This is a genomic window from Caenispirillum bisanense, from assembly GCF_900230255.1.
Lineage (GTDB): Bacteria > Pseudomonadota > Alphaproteobacteria > Rhodospirillales > Rhodospirillaceae > Caenispirillum > Caenispirillum bisanense_A.
This window is the reverse complement of the sequence record NZ_OCNJ01000007.1, coordinates 1-14,340: the sequence shown is the minus strand read 5'-3', so window position 1 is coordinate 14,340 and position 14,340 is coordinate 1. Positions and strand designations below refer to the sequence as shown.

Sequence of the window (14,340 nt, the reverse complement as noted above, 5' to 3'; positions counted from 1 at the left end):
AGAGCCCCATGGCCGAGGAACTGTTCCGCGAAGACTCCTACCTGCGCTCCTGCGAGGCGACGGTGACCGGCATGGCGGCCGGTGGCGTCACCCTCGACCGCACGGTGTTCTATCCCATGGGCGGCGGCCAGCCGGGCGACTGCGGCGTGCTGCGCTTGGGGGAGGGCGTCGAGGTCCGCATCGCCGATACGGTGAAGGACAAGGAGACGGGCGACGTCCTGCACGTGCTGGCCGAGGGCGAGACGCCGCCGCCGGCCGGCAGCCGCGTCACTGCCGAGATCGACTGGGATCGCCGCCACCGGCTCATGCGCATGCATTCCTGCCTGCACCTGCTGTGTTCGCTGGTGCCGGGCGCGGTCACCGGCGGCAGCGTCGGCGACGGCAAGGGGCGGCTCGACTTCGACCTGGAGGAGAGCCCCGACAAGGACGACCTGACGGCGCGCCTCAACGCCCTCGTTGCGGCCGACACGCCGGTCGCCCACTCGTGGATCACCGACGACGAGCTTGCCGCCAACCCCGAGATGGTGCGCACCATGTCGGTGAAGCCGCCGAGCGGCTCGGGCCGGGTGCGGATCATCGCGGTGGAGGGCGTCGACCTGCAGCCCTGCGGCGGCACCCACGTGGCGCGCACCGGCGAGATCGGTCCGGTGCAGGTGACCAAGATCGAGAAGAAGGGCCGGCTCAATCGGCGCATCAGCGTGGCCTTCGCTCCCTGAGGTTGCGCGGCCCCGTCGCGTGCCTGTATGAACCGAAGGTGGGGCCGCCGCATTGATGGCGGCGCAGAGCCCGCAGCGGAACCCGTCCGTCAGTGCGGCGCGTGACGACTGCGCAGGGAGGCGCCGTGGATTTCCTCGCCCATGCTCCGGCCATTTTCGTCTTCGCGGTGATCCTGGTCGTCTTCGTCGGCTTCGTGCGCGAATGGGCGTCGCCCGACATCCTGGCCATGTCCGGGGCCTGCGTGCTCATGCTGGGCGGGCTGCTGGTGCCCGACGCTCTCATCACCCCCGACGAGCTGTTCGACGTCTTCAGCAACCCCGGCCCGGTGACGGTCGGCGCCATGTTCGTCCTCAGCGCCGCCATGCAGCGCACCGGCGTCATCGCCCAGCTGGCGGGGCTGGTGACGGCGCTGGCGCAGCGGTCCAAGCGCCTGGTGGTGCCGACGCTGCTCGGCGGCGTCATGGGGCTGTCGGCCTTCATCAACAACACGCCGGTGGTGGTGGTGCTGACGCCCGTCGTCATCGCCCTGTCGCGCACCCTCGGCACCTCGCCGTCGCAGCTTCTGATGCCGCTGTCCTACGCGGCGATCCTGGGCGGCATGTGCACGCTCATCGGCACCTCGACCAACCTGCTGGTGTCGGCGACGGCGGCGCGGCGCGGCGTGGAGCCCTTCCACATCTTCGAGATCACCCTGCCGGGCATCGTCATGGGGCTGGCCGGCGTCGCCTACATGATGCTCATCGGCCGCCGCCTGCTGCCCGATCGCCCGGCCTTCGGCGACCTGCTCGATACCCGCACCGGCCGGCGCTTCATCACCGAGCTGCTGATCCTCGGCCCGTCGGATCTGGTGGGCAAGCCGCTCGACACCGTCATGGGCCGCGATACCGAGGTGGTGGACCTGATCCGCAACGGCCTCGCCGTGCGGCCCATCGACCGCGGGATCCTGCTCAAGCCCGGCGACCGCATCGTCGTGCTGACCACGGCGGCGGAGGCCATCGGCCTGCGCCAGACGGCGTCGGAGACGCACACCGCCGACGGCCAGGGCGAGGACCAGCCGCCGCCCGCCAATGCCACCGAGCGGGCCCGCATCGCCATGGCCGGGTTGCAGACGGTGCGGCAGCAGGAAACCGCCATCCGCGAGGGCATCGTCGGCCCCAACTCGCGCATCGCCCGCCGGCTGGTGGGGTCGCTCAACCTGCGGCGGCTCTATGACGTGCGCATCCTGGCGGTGCATCGCCACGGCGACGACATCCTGCACAACTTCGAGCGCCTGCAACTGGAAACCGGCGACACCCTGCTGCTGGAAGGCCCGCCGGAGGGCCTGAAGCGGCTGTTCGACGCCCGCGACCTGGTGAACCTGAGCGAGCCCGAGCTGCGCCGCAATCGGCCCGAACGGGCACCGCTCGCCGTCGCCGTCATCGCCGCCGTGGTGCTGGCGGCGGCCTTCGGCGTGCTGCCCATCCATGCCGCGGCGCTGCTCGGCGCCGTGGTGGTCATCGCCACCGGCTGCGTGTCGGCCGAGGAAGCCTATCAGGCCATCGACTGGCGAATCCTGTTCCTCATCTTCGGCATGCTGGCCGTGGGCATGGCCATGGAGAAAAGCGGCGCCGTCGCCCTCATCGTCACGGGCTTGCGCGACATCGCCGGGCAGTTCGGTCCGGTGGCGGTGCTGGCGGCGCTGTATATCGTCGGCAGCGTGCTGACGGAACTGGTCACCAACAACGCCGTCGCCATCGTGCTGACGCCCGTCGCCGTGGCGCTCGCCGAGCAGATGGGCGTCGACCCGCGGCCCTTCGTGGTCGCCGTCATGTTCGCCGCCAGCGCCAGTTTCGCGACGCCGCTCGGCTACCAGACGAACACCTTCGTCTACGGCGCCGGCAACTACCGCTTCTCGGACTTCGTGAAGGTGGGCCTGCCGCTGAACGTGCTGATCGGGGTGATGGCGGTGGCGCTGATCCCGCTGTTCTGGCCCCTCTGAGGCCCGCCCAGTGGCTCCGTTGACGGCCGGGGCGGCGCTGCCTAAAGTGCCGGCCCCACCGTCCGGAGCGCGAATCCCATGAGCCTGCCGCCGAAGCCCGCCGTTCTTCCCGCCGACCCGCATTTCTCGTCGGGCCCCTGCGCCAAGCGTCCGGGCTGGTCGGTGGCGGCGCTGGAAGGCGCGCTGCTCGGCCGCTCGCACCGCGCCAAGGAAGGCAAGGCCCGCCTCGCCGAGGTCATCGACCGCACCCGCGCCGTGCTCGGCATTCCCGACGACTGGCGCATCGCCATCGTGCCGGCCTCCGACACCGGCGCGGTGGAAATGGCGCTGTGGAACCTGCTCGGCGAGCGCGGCATCGACATGCCGGCGTGGGAAAGCTTCGGCCTCGAGTGGGTCAACGACGTGCTGAAGCAGCTGAAGCTGCCCGACGTGCGCGTGCTGAAGGCCGACTACGGCCGCCTGCCGGACCTCTACCAGGTGGATTGCGACCGCGACGTGGTGTTCACCTGGAACGGCACCACCTCGGGCGTGCGGGTGCCGGAAGCGGGCTGGATCGCCGACGACCGCAAGGGCCTGACGCTCTGCGACGCCACCTCGGCCGCCTTCGCCATGGACCTGCCGTGGCAAAAGCTGGATGTGGTGACGTGGTCGTGGCAGAAGGTGCTCGGCGGCGAGGCGCAGCACGGCATGCTGGTGCTCAGCCCGCGCGCCGTCGCCCGCCTGGAGAGCTTCGACAGCGGTCGGCCGCTGCCCAAGATCTTCCGCCTGACCAAGGGCGGCAAGCTGATCGAGGGCATCTTCCGCGGCGACACCATCAACACCCCGTCCATGCTGTGCGTCGAGGACGCGCTCGACGGCCTGAAGTGGGCCGAGCAGATCGGCGGCCTGCCGGCCCTGATCGCCCGTTCGGAGGCCAACCTGGCGGCGGTCGCCGAGTGGGTGGCGAAGACGGACTGGATCGACTTCCTGGCCGTCGACCCTGAAATCCGCTCGTGCACCGCCATCTGCCTGCGCATCACCGCGCCGTGGTTCCAGGCGCTCGACGCCGACGCCCAGGCCAAGGTCGCCAAGGAGATGGCGGCGATGATCGAGCGCGAGGGCGCCGGTTACGACATCGGCAGCTACCGCGACGCCCCGGCGGGCTTCCGCATCTGGGGCGGCGCGACAGTCGAGACGGACTCCATCCGCGCCCTGCTGCCGTGGATCGAGTGGGCCTATGCCCAGGTGGCAGAAGGCCGCACCTGACCACGAGCGGTTGCTCGCGGAAATTTTATCGAAGCGTCCCTGGAACCGGGGTGAAAAGAGCGTACTTTCTGTACTAGCATTTCGCGCTGCGCGGGAGAGGGGTTCTCCCGCCGCCGTGCGAAGGGGCGCATCGGCGCCCGCCAGTGGGGGAAGTGCAGCATCATGAACATGATCAGTCAGCCGGTGGCGTCGTCGTCGGTGGAGGAGATCCTCGATCTGCTCATCGCCGGCCGCTACCTGTCCGTGCCCGAGGGGACCGACGCCGTCACCGCCAAGCTGAAGCACCTGGCCGACACCCTGCACGGCCGCGCCGTGAACGAGGTGAAGCGGGTGGTCGCCATCTCCATCACCTGCGCCGAAGCGGTGACCGCGACGGCCGAGATGACGCGCGACGTGCGCGACGTCGATGGCCGCGCCCAGGCCATAGCGGCCGCCGCCGAGGAAATGGTGGCGAGCGTCGGCGAGATCGCCCGCTCCACCGACGCCGTCGCCGAGGACGCAGCGCAAGCCCACAGCGCCGCCGCCGCCGCCGCCCAGACCTCGGCCAGGGCCGTCGAGTCCATGGCGGCCATCGCCGCCGCCGTGCAGGACGCCGCCGGCAAGGCCGAGGGCCTCGCCGCCGCCTCCGACCGCATCGGCGAGATCACCCTGCAGATCGAGGCCATCGCCAAGCAGACCAACCTGCTGGCGCTCAACGCCACCATCGAGGCGGCCCGGGCGGGGGAGGCCGGCAAGGGCTTCGCCGTGGTGGCCGGCGAGGTGAAGAACCTGGCGACCCAGACGGCCCGCGCCACCGAGGACATCCGCAACCGCATCGGCGCCCTGCGCCAGGACATGGCCGCCATCGTCGCCGCCATGCAGAGCGGTGCCGACGCGGTGGCGCGTGGGCGCGAGATCATCAGCCACACCGGCGACGGCATCGGTGACGTGCTGCGCCGCATCGACAGCGTGTCCGACCGCATGGGCGAGGTGGCGGGCATCCTCGGCCAGCAGAACGAGGCCTCGCGCGAAGTGGCCGACGGCATCGCCGGCATCGCCCGCACGGCGACCTCCAACGTCGGCGGCATCAACCGCGTGCTCGACATCATGGACGGGCTCGACGGCGAGATCGGCGGTGCCGTCGCCGACCTGCAGAAACTGGAGATCAAGGACTTCACGGCCTACGTCGCCAAGTCCGACCACGTGGTGTGGAAGCGCCGGCTGGCGCAGATGGTGGTCGGGCGCGCCAAGCTCGACCCCAAGGAACTGGCCGACCACCACACCTGCCGCCTCGGCAAGTGGTACGACGCCCAGACCGACGGGCAGGTCACCGGCACCGACGCCTTCCGCCGCCTCGTCACGCCGCATGCCGAAGTGCATCGCCACGGCATCCGCGCCGCCGAGCTCTACCGCGCGGGCGACCTGGACGGCGCGCTGGCGGAGATCGCCAAGGTGGAGCCCGCCTCGCGCGAGGTGCTGCGCCTGCTCGACGGCGTTCTCGCCCGCTGACGGCGACAGGCCCCGGCGGCCCGATCCGGGCCTTTTCCCGTTGCCCCGCCGGGGCAAAAGCGGTACACAGCGGAACGCCGGTCCCGGTCTGCGGGGCCGGCGGTTCGTGTTTCTCGGGCCGGCCTCCACCGACCACAGGACGACATCGCGCGATGACCGACACCGACACCAAGGCCCTGCTGCCCGCGGGTCTGCGTGACCTGCTGCCGCCCGAAGCCGCCGTCGAGGCGGGCGTGGTGGAGCGGCTGGTGTCGCATTTCGCCGCCTTCGGCTACGACCGCGTCAAGCCGCCGCTCATCGAGTTCGAGGAAAGCCTGCTCGCCGGCACCGGCGCGGCCACCGCCATGCAGACCTTCCGCGTCATGGACCCGGTGTCGCAGCGCATGCTGGGCGTGCGCGCCGACATGACCATCCAGGTCGCCCGCATCGCCACCACCCGCCTGCGCAACGACCCGCGGCCGCTGCGCCTGTCCTACGCCGGCCAGGTGCTGCGCGTGAAGGGCAGCCAGCTGCGCCCCGAGCGGCAGTTCAGCCAGGCCGGCATCGAGCTGATCGGTGTCGACACCGCCGCCGCCGACGCCGAGGCCGTGGTGCTCATGGCCGCCGCCCTGCAGGCGGTGGGCGTCGCCGACCTGTCCGTCGACCTCAACCTGCCGACCCTGGTGCCCGCCGTCTGCGACGAGCTGGGCCTGACCGAGGCGCAGCGGGCGGACGCCCGCCGGGCGCTCGACCAGAAGGACGCCGCCGCCGTCGCCGACCTGGGCGGCCGCGCCGCCGATCTGCTGGGTGCGCTGCTGAAGGCCGCCGGTACGGCCGAGCATGCCATGACGGCGCTCGCCGCCATCGCCCTGCCGGCCGCCGCCGCCGCCGAGCGCGACCGGCTGGCGCAGGTGCTGGCGCTGGTGCGCGCCGACCTGCCGGGCGTGACGCTGACCGTCGACCCGGTGGAGAACCGCGGCTTCGAGTATCACACGGGCGTCAGCTTCTCCATTTTCGCCAAGGGCGCGCGCGGCGAACTGGGCCGCGGCGGGCGTTACATGGCGGGCCTCGGCAACGGCCACGGCTTCGAGCCGGCGGTCGGCGGCACGCTGTTCCTCGACACGGTGTTGGGCGTCACGCCGCGGCCGCAGCCGCGCCGCCGCCTCTATGTGCCGGCCGGTGCCGGCCAGGCGGAACGGGCGAAGCTCGCCGCCGCGGGCTGGACCGTCATCGCCGGCCTGGAGCCGGTGGAAGACCCGATGGCGGAGGCCGCCCGCCTGCGTTGCGGCCATGCGTGGGTGAACGGAACCGCGCACGAACTCGCGTCCTGACCGCGCTCCCGCGGCTGGACACCCCCGGAAACAGACAGGATCGGGATTGCAAAGATGGCGAACGTCGTAGTCGTCGGATCGCAGTGGGGCGACGAGGGCAAGGGCAAGGTCGTCGACTGGCTCGCCGCCCGCGCTGATGTGGTGGTGCGCTTCCAGGGCGGCCACAACGCCGGCCACACGCTGGTGGTCGACGGCGTCTCCTACAAGCTGAGCCTGCTGCCGTCGGGCGTGGTGCGCGGCACTCTGTCCATCATCGGCAACGGTGTCGTCATCAACCCGTGGGCGCTGATGGAAGAAATCGACCGCATCGGCGCCCAGGGCGTGACCATCACGCCGGAGGTGCTGCGCATCGCCGAGAACGCCTGCCTCATCCTGCCGCTGCACTCGACGCTGGACCAGGCCCGCGAGGTCGCCGCCGGCAAGGGCAAGATCGGCACCACCGGCCGCGGCATCGGCCCGGCCTACGAGGACAAGGTGGGCCGCCGTGCCATCCGCGTCTGCGACCTGGCCGACGACGCCACGCTGGAAATGAAGGTCGACCGCCTGCTCGCGCACCACAACGCGCTGCTGCGCGGCCTGGGCGCCGAGGAACTGAACGGCGACGACCTGCTGGCCGAGCTGCGCGCGCTGGCGCCCAAGCTGCTGCCCTATGCCGAGCCGGTGTGGCTGACGCTCGACACCGCCTACCGCGCCGGCAAGCGCATCCTGTTCGAGGGCGCCCAGGGCGCCATGCTCGACGTCGACCACGGCACTTATCCCTTCGTGACCTCGTCCAACACCGTCGCCGGCATGGCGGCGGCGGGCTCCGGCATGGGGCCGGGCCGCGTCGGCTACGTTCTCGGCATCACCAAGGCCTACACCACCCGCGTCGGCTCCGGCCCGTTCCCGACCGAGCTGAACGACGCCGTCGGCGACCGCATCGGCGAGCGCGGCCGCGAGTTCGGCACCGTCACCGGCCGCAAGCGCCGCTGCGGCTGGTTCGACGCCGTGCTGGTGCGCCAGGCGGTGAAGACCGGCGGCATCGACGGCATCGCGCTCACCAAGCTCGACGTGCTCGACGGCATGGACGAACTGAAGGTCTGCATCGGCTACGAGCTGGACGGCACGGTGATCGAGCACCTGCCGGCCGCCGTCGCCCAGCAGGAGCGCTGCGTGCCCGTCTACGAAACGCTGGAAGGCTGGCAGGACAGCACCGAAGGCGCCCGTTCGTGGGCCCAGCTGCCGGCGACCGCCGTGAAGTACGTGCGCCGCATCGAGGAACTGATCGGCGCGCCGGTCTCGCTGCTGTCCACCAGTCCCGAGCGCGAGGACACCATCCTGGTGCACGACCCGTTCACCGGCTGAGGGTGACGCGGCGGGCTTTCAGGGACCTGTTGTGTTCCGCACGGCCCGCCGCTACCCTGTCGGTGCCCCGAACGGGGTAGAAGGACTCTGAGAGGACGGGACGCATGGCGGCCACGGCGACTGCCAAGGCCTCGGAAAAGGCCAAGACCGCGGACGCCGCCGCCGGCCAGAAGCCGGCCGCCACGGGTGCGGCCGCGGCCCCGGTGTCGTTGCGTGACCGTTTCGAGATCCTGCCCAACAAGCCCATCCCGTCGCTCGACATGCCGAGCGCCAAGGCCTACGAGGTGCAGGACCGCCGCGGCGCCGGCCGGCCGCTCTACGCCCTCATCTGCCGCCCCGACACCTTGCAGCGCCAGCAGGTCATGCGCTCGCTGCGCGGCATGCAGAACGCCGGCATGCTGCAGTTCATCGAAGGCGGCGTGGTCGACTGGATCCCCGCCGGCCGCAAGCTGGTGGCCGCCATCTACGAGCGGCCGGCCGCCGGCAAGCTGATGCCCGACCTCAACGGCACCTGCGACGTGGTGCCGGACCAGCTGTTCGCCAAGAAGATCATCAAGCCGCTGCATTCCGCCATGCAGGAACTGCAGCTGCGCTCCATCACCCATCGCGCCATCCGCCCCGACAACATCTACCTGTTCGACACCAAGGGTGACCGGCTGGTGCTGGGCGACTGCGTCACCGCGCCGCCGGGGTTCGACAACGACCCCGTGTTCGAGCCGCTGGAGACGGCGCTGTGCATCCCCGAAGGGCGCGGCAGCGGCCACTATTCCGACGACATGTTCTCGCTGGGCGTGACGCTTTTGTTCCTCATGCTCGGCTACAACCCGACGCGCGGCCGCACCTCGGAAGAGGTCATGCGCCTGCGTCTGCAGCAGGGCTCCTACGCCACGCTGGTCGGCGAGAACCGCGTGCCCATCTCCATGATCGAGGTGCTGCGCGGCCTGCTGCACGACGACAGCCGCGAGCGCTGGACGCTGGAGGCGCTCGACCTGTGGCTCAACGGCCGCCGCATGACGCCGCTGCAGCCGCGCATGGAGAAGCGCTCGCAGCGCACGCTGAAGATCGGCGACATCGAGTATTCCACCGCCCGCGGCGCCGCCTATGGCCTGATGACCAACTGGGGCAAGGCCGGCACCCTCATCCAGGAAGGCAAGGTGGAGGTGTGGCTGCGCCGCGGCCTGGAGGACAACGAGCGGGCCGATGCGCTGGCGACGGCGGTGAAGGTGGTCGAGGCCATGCAGGGCGACAAGGCCACCATGACCGACCTGATGATCTCGCGCGCCATCATGGTGCTGGCGCACGATGCGCCGCTGTGCTTCCGCAATATCCGCTGCACGCTCGACGGCTTCGGCCCGGCGCTCGCCAACGCGGTGCTGCGCAAGGGCGACGTCAAGCCCTTCGCCGACGTCATCAGCCGCGAAGCGGTGAAGTTCTGGGTGCAGGCACAGCCGGTCTACAACCCGGAATACACTCAGGCCGAGGGCCTGTTCCGCGAACTGCGCAACCTGCTGCTCAACAACCACAAGGGCTTCGGCATCGAGCGCGTGACCTACGAGCTCAACGACGGCATGCCCTGCCAGAGCGCCTTCCTGGAAGGCGAGTACGTCACCGAAATCAAGGAACTGCTGCCGGCGCTGGAGGCCGCCTCCAAGACCGCCGACACCAAGCAGTGGCCCGTGGACCGCCACATCGCCGCCTTCGTCACCGCCCGCTACGAGCGCGACCTGAAGCCGCAGCTGACCGCCATGAACGAAGGCGGGCCGGAGCGCAACGCGCTCGGCATGCTCAGCCTGCTCGCGGTGCTGCAGTGGCGGCTCGGGCCGGAGGCGCTGTTCGGGCTGACCAGCTGGCTCGGCGGGCTGGTGGCGCCGGTCATCAACAGCTACCACAGCCGCGACCGCCGCAAGCGCCTGGAGCGCGAGATCCCGCGCGTGGTGCGCAAGGGCAGCCTGCCGGAACTCTACAACCTGCTCGACAACGCCGAGGAGCGCGGCTCCGACGGCGAAGGGTTCGAGCGCGCCAAGGCCGAATACGCCGAGGCCCGCCGCCAGGTGGCGGCGCTGGAGACCGGCCAGGCGGCGCGCGACGAGAACGCCGTGCGCCTCGGCCACCAGACGGCGGCCATTGCGTCCGTCGGCATCGGTCTTCTGACCATCGTCATCCTGCTTCTCGTCCGGCTGGTATGAGGTAGAGTAGGGGCATGGCGAAGGGCAAGAACAAGGGCAGCGCTCCGGCGGCGGCCGGCGGCAAGAAGAAGGGCGGCATCGGCAGCGGCATCGGCATGCTGGTGATGGGCGTGCCGCTCGTCATCCTGTTCCTGCCGACGGTGGTGCTGCTGATCTTCGCCATGCTGCCGACGGCGGTGGCCTTCGTGGTGGAGCGCGGCAAGTACCGCTACGGCTTCATCTGCGTCGGCGGCCTGAACTTCGCCGGCGTCTCGCCCTACCTGCTGAACATGTGGTTCGAGCGCCACGACATCACCATGGCGCTGGACACGCTCTCCAACGTCTTCGCGCTGATGATGATCTACGGCGCGGCGGCCTTCGGCTGGCTGATCTACACCACCACGCCGTCGCTGGTCGGCTCCTTCCTCAGCCTGACCTCCAGCCGTCGCATCGCCGCCCTGAAGGCCGCCCAGCGCAAGCTGATCGAGGAATGGGGCACCGAGGTCATGCAGGCGGAGGACGAAATCGGCGAGGCGATGGCCGAGCCCAAGGCCATGGCCGCCGGCTGACCGCCTCGCCCGATCCCGCTCCCGCGCCGTCAGCCGCCGTCCGCCGGCGCCACCCCGATCTGGATCTCCACCCGGTTGGCCGGCGAGTCCGGCCCCTCCCAGCGATGATAGACCTCGCGGCTGTCGCCCGTCGGGCGCAGGCCGGCGGCGGCGATGGCGGCCAGCAGCGGCGCGTAGCCGTCGGAGAACAGGCCGGTCAGCGGCCCTTCGTAGATCGCGGCGGCGCAGTGCAGCGCCGGCAGGCCGTCTGAGCCGCCGGCGACGGGCAGGCAGTAGTCCAGGTCGAAGGCTGTCTCGGTGTCGCGCGGCAGGCCGCGGGCGGCGAAGATCCACGGGCCGGCCACGCTCAGGCCAGCCGCCTCCACCTCGGCGGCGACGGCGGCGCAGGCCTCCACCGAGGCAGGGCCGACCTGCGGCAGGGTGAGGCGGCGGTGCTGCCGGACGACGGACAGCGGGGCGACGTCCTTGATCTCCATGGGGAGGCTCCCGGTGCTGGCATTCGACCGGAAGTTGACCCCGAACCGATCGCCGCGGTCAAGGACGCAAAGCGGTGAGAAGGTCCTGGAAGTCGGCGGGCGGGGCGCTTTCGAAGCGCAGGCGCTCGCCGGTCACCGGGTGGACGAAGCCGAGCACGCCGGCGTGCAGCGCCTGGCGGCCGAAGCCGTCCACCACCGCCGCCCGCTCGGCATCCAGACCGCCGCGCCGGCCCGCCCGCCGCGCCTTGCCGTAGAGCGGGTCGCCGACCAGCGGGTGGCCGAGGCTCGCCATGTGGACGCGGATCTGGTGGGTGCGGCCGGTCTCCAGGGTGCAGTCGACCAGCGCCGTGTCGCCGGCCAGGGCCTCCACCACGCGCCAGTGGGTGGTCGCCGGCTTGCCGCCGCTCTTCACCACCGCCATCTTCTGGCGGTTGGACGGCGAGCGGCCGATGTTGCCCTCCACCGTGCCGGCGCGCGGCCGCGGCACGCCCCACACCACGGCGCGATAGACCCGCTCGATGTCGTGGCGGGCGAACAGGGCGGCGAGGCCCTGGTGGGCGCGATCGGTCTTGGCCGCCACCAGCAGGCCGCTGGTGTCCTTGTCGAGCCGATGCACGATGCCCGGCCGCCGCACGCCGCCGATGCCCGACAGGCTCGGCCCGCAGTGGAACAGCAGGGCGTTGACCAGCGTGCCGTCGGCATTGCCCGCCGCCGGATGCACCACCAGCCCGGCCGGCTTGTCGACGACGATCAGCTCCGCGTCCTCGTAGACCACGGCGAGCGGGATGTCCTGCGGCTCCGGCACCGCCGCCTCGGGGGCGGGCAGGGCGACTTCCGCCACCTGCCCGGCGCGCACCTTGCGCTTGGCGTCGGCGGCGCCGAGCGGCCGGCCGTCGAGGGTGACGCAGCCGTCGTCCAGCAGCGCCTTCAGCCGCGACCGCGTGAGCCCGGCCTCGGCCAGCGCCTCGGCCAGCCACTTGTCGAGCCGCTGCGCTTCCGCCGCCGCGTCGGCCGTCACCGTCAGGCGGCGCGGCCCGGCCGCCTCGCCGGTGGCGGCGTCGGCGGCGTCGAAGTCGTCGTCGAGCGCGTCGTCGGCGAGGTCCGCATCGGCGGCGGTGGCGGGATCGGCGCGTTCCTGTATCATCGCGGCTCCGATTGTCGCATCAAAGGTGTGTTCCCGTCATGAAAGCGTTGAAGGCCCTGGTCGCCGTCATGGGCATCCTGATCGTGCTCGGTCTGGTGCTGCTCGGCTGGGGTATCTACACGAAGATGCAGAAGCCCGGCACCGTCTCCACCGCCGCCGGCCCGGTGGTGGAAGCGCCGCTGGCCGGCACCGCGCCCGCCGCGCCCGCCGCCGCGCCGCAGCCGCCGGCCGCCACCTTCGGCACCGTCACCCTCGCCGAGCCGCCGTCGACCGAGATCGAGGCGGTGGGCGTGGCCGAGGGCCGCATCCTGCTGCGCCTGGGCGGCGGCGGCAAGCCCGATCGCGTGGTGGTGCTGCGCGCCGCCGACGGCGCCCGCCTCGGCACCATCGAGCTGACCGTCCAGCCGTGAGCGACTGGGACCGCCTGTTCCCCTCCTGCGGCGGCCCGGCCCCGGCGGTGCTGCGCCTGCGCGCCGCCGATGCCGAGACGATCCGCAGCACCGCCCGCGCCGGCTGGCCGCACGAAACCTGCGGCCTGCTGGTGGGGGAGGGGGAGGCGGTGCGTCGCGTGGTGCCCGCCGACAACGTCGCCGAGCGCGCCCACGACCGCTTCGAGATCGACCCGCGCGCCCGCCTCGCCCTGATGAAGAGCCTGCGCGGCACGCCCGAGCGGGTGATCGGCCACTGGCACAGCCACCCCGACCACCCGGCGCGCCCCTCGGCCACCGACCTCGCACAGGCGCACGAGCCGGGCCTGGTGTGGCTGATCTGCGCCGTCGACCGCACCGGCACCACCGACCTCGCCGCCTGGCGGGTGGCGGGCGAGGGCGCCGCCCGGCGGTTCGAGCCGGTGGATCTGCGGGTGACGGAGGACTGACGCGGGGCCGCTTGTTTTTCGCTTGCACGGGTCGGCGTTATCGCCTACATACGTGCCTCCCGAGGCCACGTCCCCATCGTCTAGAGGCCTAGGACACCGCCCTCTCACGGCGGCAACCGGGGTTCGAATCCCCGTGGGGACGCCACTCGGCGACTGACTACCTTCCTATGTGGCTGCGCGATTCTCCGCTGCGCCACGGCCTCGTCCCCATCGTCTAGAGGCCTAGGACACCGCCCTCTCACGGCGGCAACCGGGGTTCGAATCCCCGTGGGGACGCCAGTTTCAATCGTTATTTTGTCTGTTTCGGCACGAGTCCTAGATCGTGCTGAGCTCGCATTGTGTAACTGCGTGGCTCGGTGGCGGTCACCAGTTGTTTTCCATTGTGCAATGCCGCCCAAATGTATGGTGGCATTTGCTTGGGCGGTCATAGCTTGGCCCTGGGGTGGCGGCGATAGATGGGGACCTCTACATTTATTTTTCCATTGCCTCGCTGAGAACACGGAGATGACGCAGATGAGTTTAGAGCCTACTTCTGACGTATCAGAGAAGTCAGAGAGCGTGAGCTGCAGCTGGTGCGGCCGTTCACTCGAGAAGAATTGTATACCATGTTCATCCGCCACTACGGAAGACCTTCGCAGAATCTGGGCAACGACTACTGACGCCGTGTGTAAAGAAGAGCTACGGAAGCACGGATACTAGGCTCCAGACTCATAACCAGTAGCTGACGAAGGCGGCGATCTGGACGGCGGCGAGGAAGTTGACGGCCAAGCGGTCATATCTCGTGGCGATGCGGCGGAAGTCCTTCAGCCGGCCGAACATGCGCTCGATGGCGTTGCGGTCGCGGTAGAGGAAGGGCGAAAAGCAGTTCTTCCAGCGCCTGTTGGCCTTGGGCGGGATGTTCGGGGCGGCTCCCTGGTTCTCGATGATCTGCCGCACGCGGTCTGTGTCGTAGCCCTTGTCGGCATGGACGATGACCTCCGCCGGCAGCGCCTCAAGAAGAGGTTCGCCGCCGCGACAGTCGGAGGCG

At 70.8% G+C, this 14,340-nt stretch carries 12 protein-coding genes, 2 tRNA genes and 1 pseudogene; 12 read left to right on the top strand and 3 right to left on the bottom strand.

The genetic code is table 11. The features are described from left to right. The first annotated feature begins 8 nt into the window (after window positions 1-8). From CRP50_RS15715 to CRP50_RS15680, 8 genes are all read left to right on the top strand, one after another. On the top strand, window positions 9-716 hold the full coding sequence (locus tag CRP50_RS15715; RefSeq protein WP_097280134.1) for an alanyl-tRNA editing protein: 708 nt from the start codon (window positions 9-11) through the stop codon (window positions 714-716). Window positions 717-841: 125 nt separating this feature from the next. Further along, entirely contained in the window at window positions 842-2,695 is a 1,854-nt protein-coding gene (locus CRP50_RS15710) for an SLC13 family permease (RefSeq protein ID WP_217992061.1), read from the top strand. A 78-nt stretch (window positions 2,696-2,773) separates the two neighbouring features. After that, window positions 2,774-3,940 (top strand): phosphoserine transaminase, encoded by a 1,167-nt coding sequence (locus tag CRP50_RS15705; RefSeq protein WP_097280133.1) that lies wholly within the window; start codon window positions 2,774-2,776, stop codon window positions 3,938-3,940. Window positions 3,941-4,102: 162 nt separating this feature from the next. Continuing rightward, window positions 4,103-5,428 (top strand): methyl-accepting chemotaxis protein, encoded by a 1,326-nt coding sequence (locus tag CRP50_RS15700; RefSeq protein WP_097280132.1) that lies wholly within the window; start codon window positions 4,103-4,105, stop codon window positions 5,426-5,428. A 152-nt stretch (window positions 5,429-5,580) separates the two neighbouring features. Next, window positions 5,581-6,738 (top strand): ATP phosphoribosyltransferase regulatory subunit, encoded by a 1,158-nt coding sequence (locus tag CRP50_RS15695; RefSeq protein WP_097280131.1) that lies wholly within the window; start codon window positions 5,581-5,583, stop codon window positions 6,736-6,738. A gap of 54 nt (window positions 6,739-6,792) precedes the next feature. Continuing rightward, window positions 6,793-8,082, top strand: coding sequence for an adenylosuccinate synthase (locus CRP50_RS15690; RefSeq protein ID WP_097280130.1), 1,290 nt, complete (start codon window positions 6,793-6,795; stop codon window positions 8,080-8,082). Between the two features lie 104 nt (window positions 8,083-8,186). Then, window positions 8,187-10,268, top strand: a complete 2,082-nt coding sequence (locus tag CRP50_RS15685; RefSeq protein WP_097280129.1) for a hypothetical protein — start codon at window positions 8,187-8,189, stop codon at window positions 10,266-10,268. Window positions 10,269-10,282: 14 nt separating this feature from the next. Beyond that, window positions 10,283-10,816, top strand: coding sequence for an acyl-CoA synthetase (locus tag CRP50_RS15680; RefSeq protein WP_097280128.1), 534 nt, complete (start codon window positions 10,283-10,285; stop codon window positions 10,814-10,816). Window positions 10,817-10,845: 29 nt separating this feature from the next. Here CRP50_RS15680 and CRP50_RS15675 read toward each other — a convergent pair whose 3' ends face one another. Together CRP50_RS15675 and CRP50_RS15670 are read right to left on the bottom strand one after the other, a co-directional pair. Next, the gene (locus tag CRP50_RS15675) at window positions 10,846-11,292 is read right to left on the bottom strand and encodes an AraC family transcriptional regulator (RefSeq protein WP_097280127.1); all 447 of its coding nucleotides are present in this window, start codon (window positions 11,290-11,292) and stop codon (window positions 10,846-10,848) included. Window positions 11,293-11,350: 58 nt separating this feature from the next. Then, entirely contained in the window at window positions 11,351-12,436 is a 1,086-nt protein-coding gene (locus CRP50_RS15670; protein ID WP_097280126.1) for an RluA family pseudouridine synthase, read from the bottom strand. A 38-nt stretch (window positions 12,437-12,474) separates the two neighbouring features. Between CRP50_RS15670 and CRP50_RS15665 the strand changes: the two genes are divergently transcribed. The 4 genes from CRP50_RS15665 (at window position 12,475) to CRP50_RS15650 (ending at window position 13,592) form a co-directional block, all read left to right on the top strand. Further along, window positions 12,475-12,846 (top strand): hypothetical protein, encoded by a 372-nt coding sequence (locus CRP50_RS15665; RefSeq protein WP_097280125.1) that lies wholly within the window; start codon window positions 12,475-12,477, stop codon window positions 12,844-12,846. Further along, complete coding sequence (locus CRP50_RS15660) at window positions 12,843-13,313, top strand: Mov34/MPN/PAD-1 family protein (RefSeq protein WP_245913502.1); 471 nt, start codon at window positions 12,843-12,845, stop codon at window positions 13,311-13,313. The genes CRP50_RS15665 and CRP50_RS15660 overlap by 4 nt, the downstream gene beginning before the upstream one ends. Before the next feature lie 69 nt (window positions 13,314-13,382). Then, window positions 13,383-13,458: transfer RNA gene (locus CRP50_RS15655), tRNA-Glu, on the top strand. Window positions 13,459-13,516: 58 nt separating this feature from the next. Next, window positions 13,517-13,592 (top strand) — tRNA-Glu (locus tag CRP50_RS15650). 429 nt (window positions 13,593-14,021) lie between these two features. Here CRP50_RS15650 and CRP50_RS15645 read toward each other — a convergent pair. After that, window positions 14,022-14,340: pseudogene (locus CRP50_RS15645) on the bottom strand (IS5-like element ISSen2 family transposase); the annotation flags it as partial.

What these genes read in the sequence shown, in the direction of transcription:
- CRP50_RS15670 (WP_097280126.1), bottom strand. Translation starts at nt 12,436, where the DNA reads ATGATACAGGAACGCGCCGATCCCGCCACCGCCGCCGATGCGGACCTC.
- CRP50_RS15675 (WP_097280127.1), bottom strand. Translation starts at nt 11,292, where the DNA reads ATGGAGATCAAGGACGTCGCCCCGCTGTCCGTCGTCCGGCAGCACCGC.
- CRP50_RS15690 (WP_097280130.1), top strand. Translation starts at nt 6,793, where the DNA reads ATGGCGAACGTCGTAGTCGTCGGATCGCAGTGGGGCGACGAGGGCAAG.
- CRP50_RS15695 (WP_097280131.1), top strand. Translation starts at nt 5,581, where the DNA reads ATGACCGACACCGACACCAAGGCCCTGCTGCCCGCGGGTCTGCGTGAC.
- CRP50_RS15680 (WP_097280128.1), top strand. Translation starts at nt 10,283, where the DNA reads ATGGCGAAGGGCAAGAACAAGGGCAGCGCTCCGGCGGCGGCCGGCGGC.
- CRP50_RS15715 (WP_097280134.1), top strand. Translation starts at nt 9, where the DNA reads ATGGCCGAGGAACTGTTCCGCGAAGACTCCTACCTGCGCTCCTGCGAG.
- CRP50_RS15665 (WP_097280125.1), top strand. Translation starts at nt 12,475, where the DNA reads ATGAAAGCGTTGAAGGCCCTGGTCGCCGTCATGGGCATCCTGATCGTG.
- CRP50_RS15705 (WP_097280133.1), top strand. Translation starts at nt 2,774, where the DNA reads ATGAGCCTGCCGCCGAAGCCCGCCGTTCTTCCCGCCGACCCGCATTTC.
- CRP50_RS15685 (WP_097280129.1), top strand. Translation starts at nt 8,187, where the DNA reads ATGGCGGCCACGGCGACTGCCAAGGCCTCGGAAAAGGCCAAGACCGCG.
- CRP50_RS15700 (WP_097280132.1), top strand. Translation starts at nt 4,103, where the DNA reads ATGAACATGATCAGTCAGCCGGTGGCGTCGTCGTCGGTGGAGGAGATC.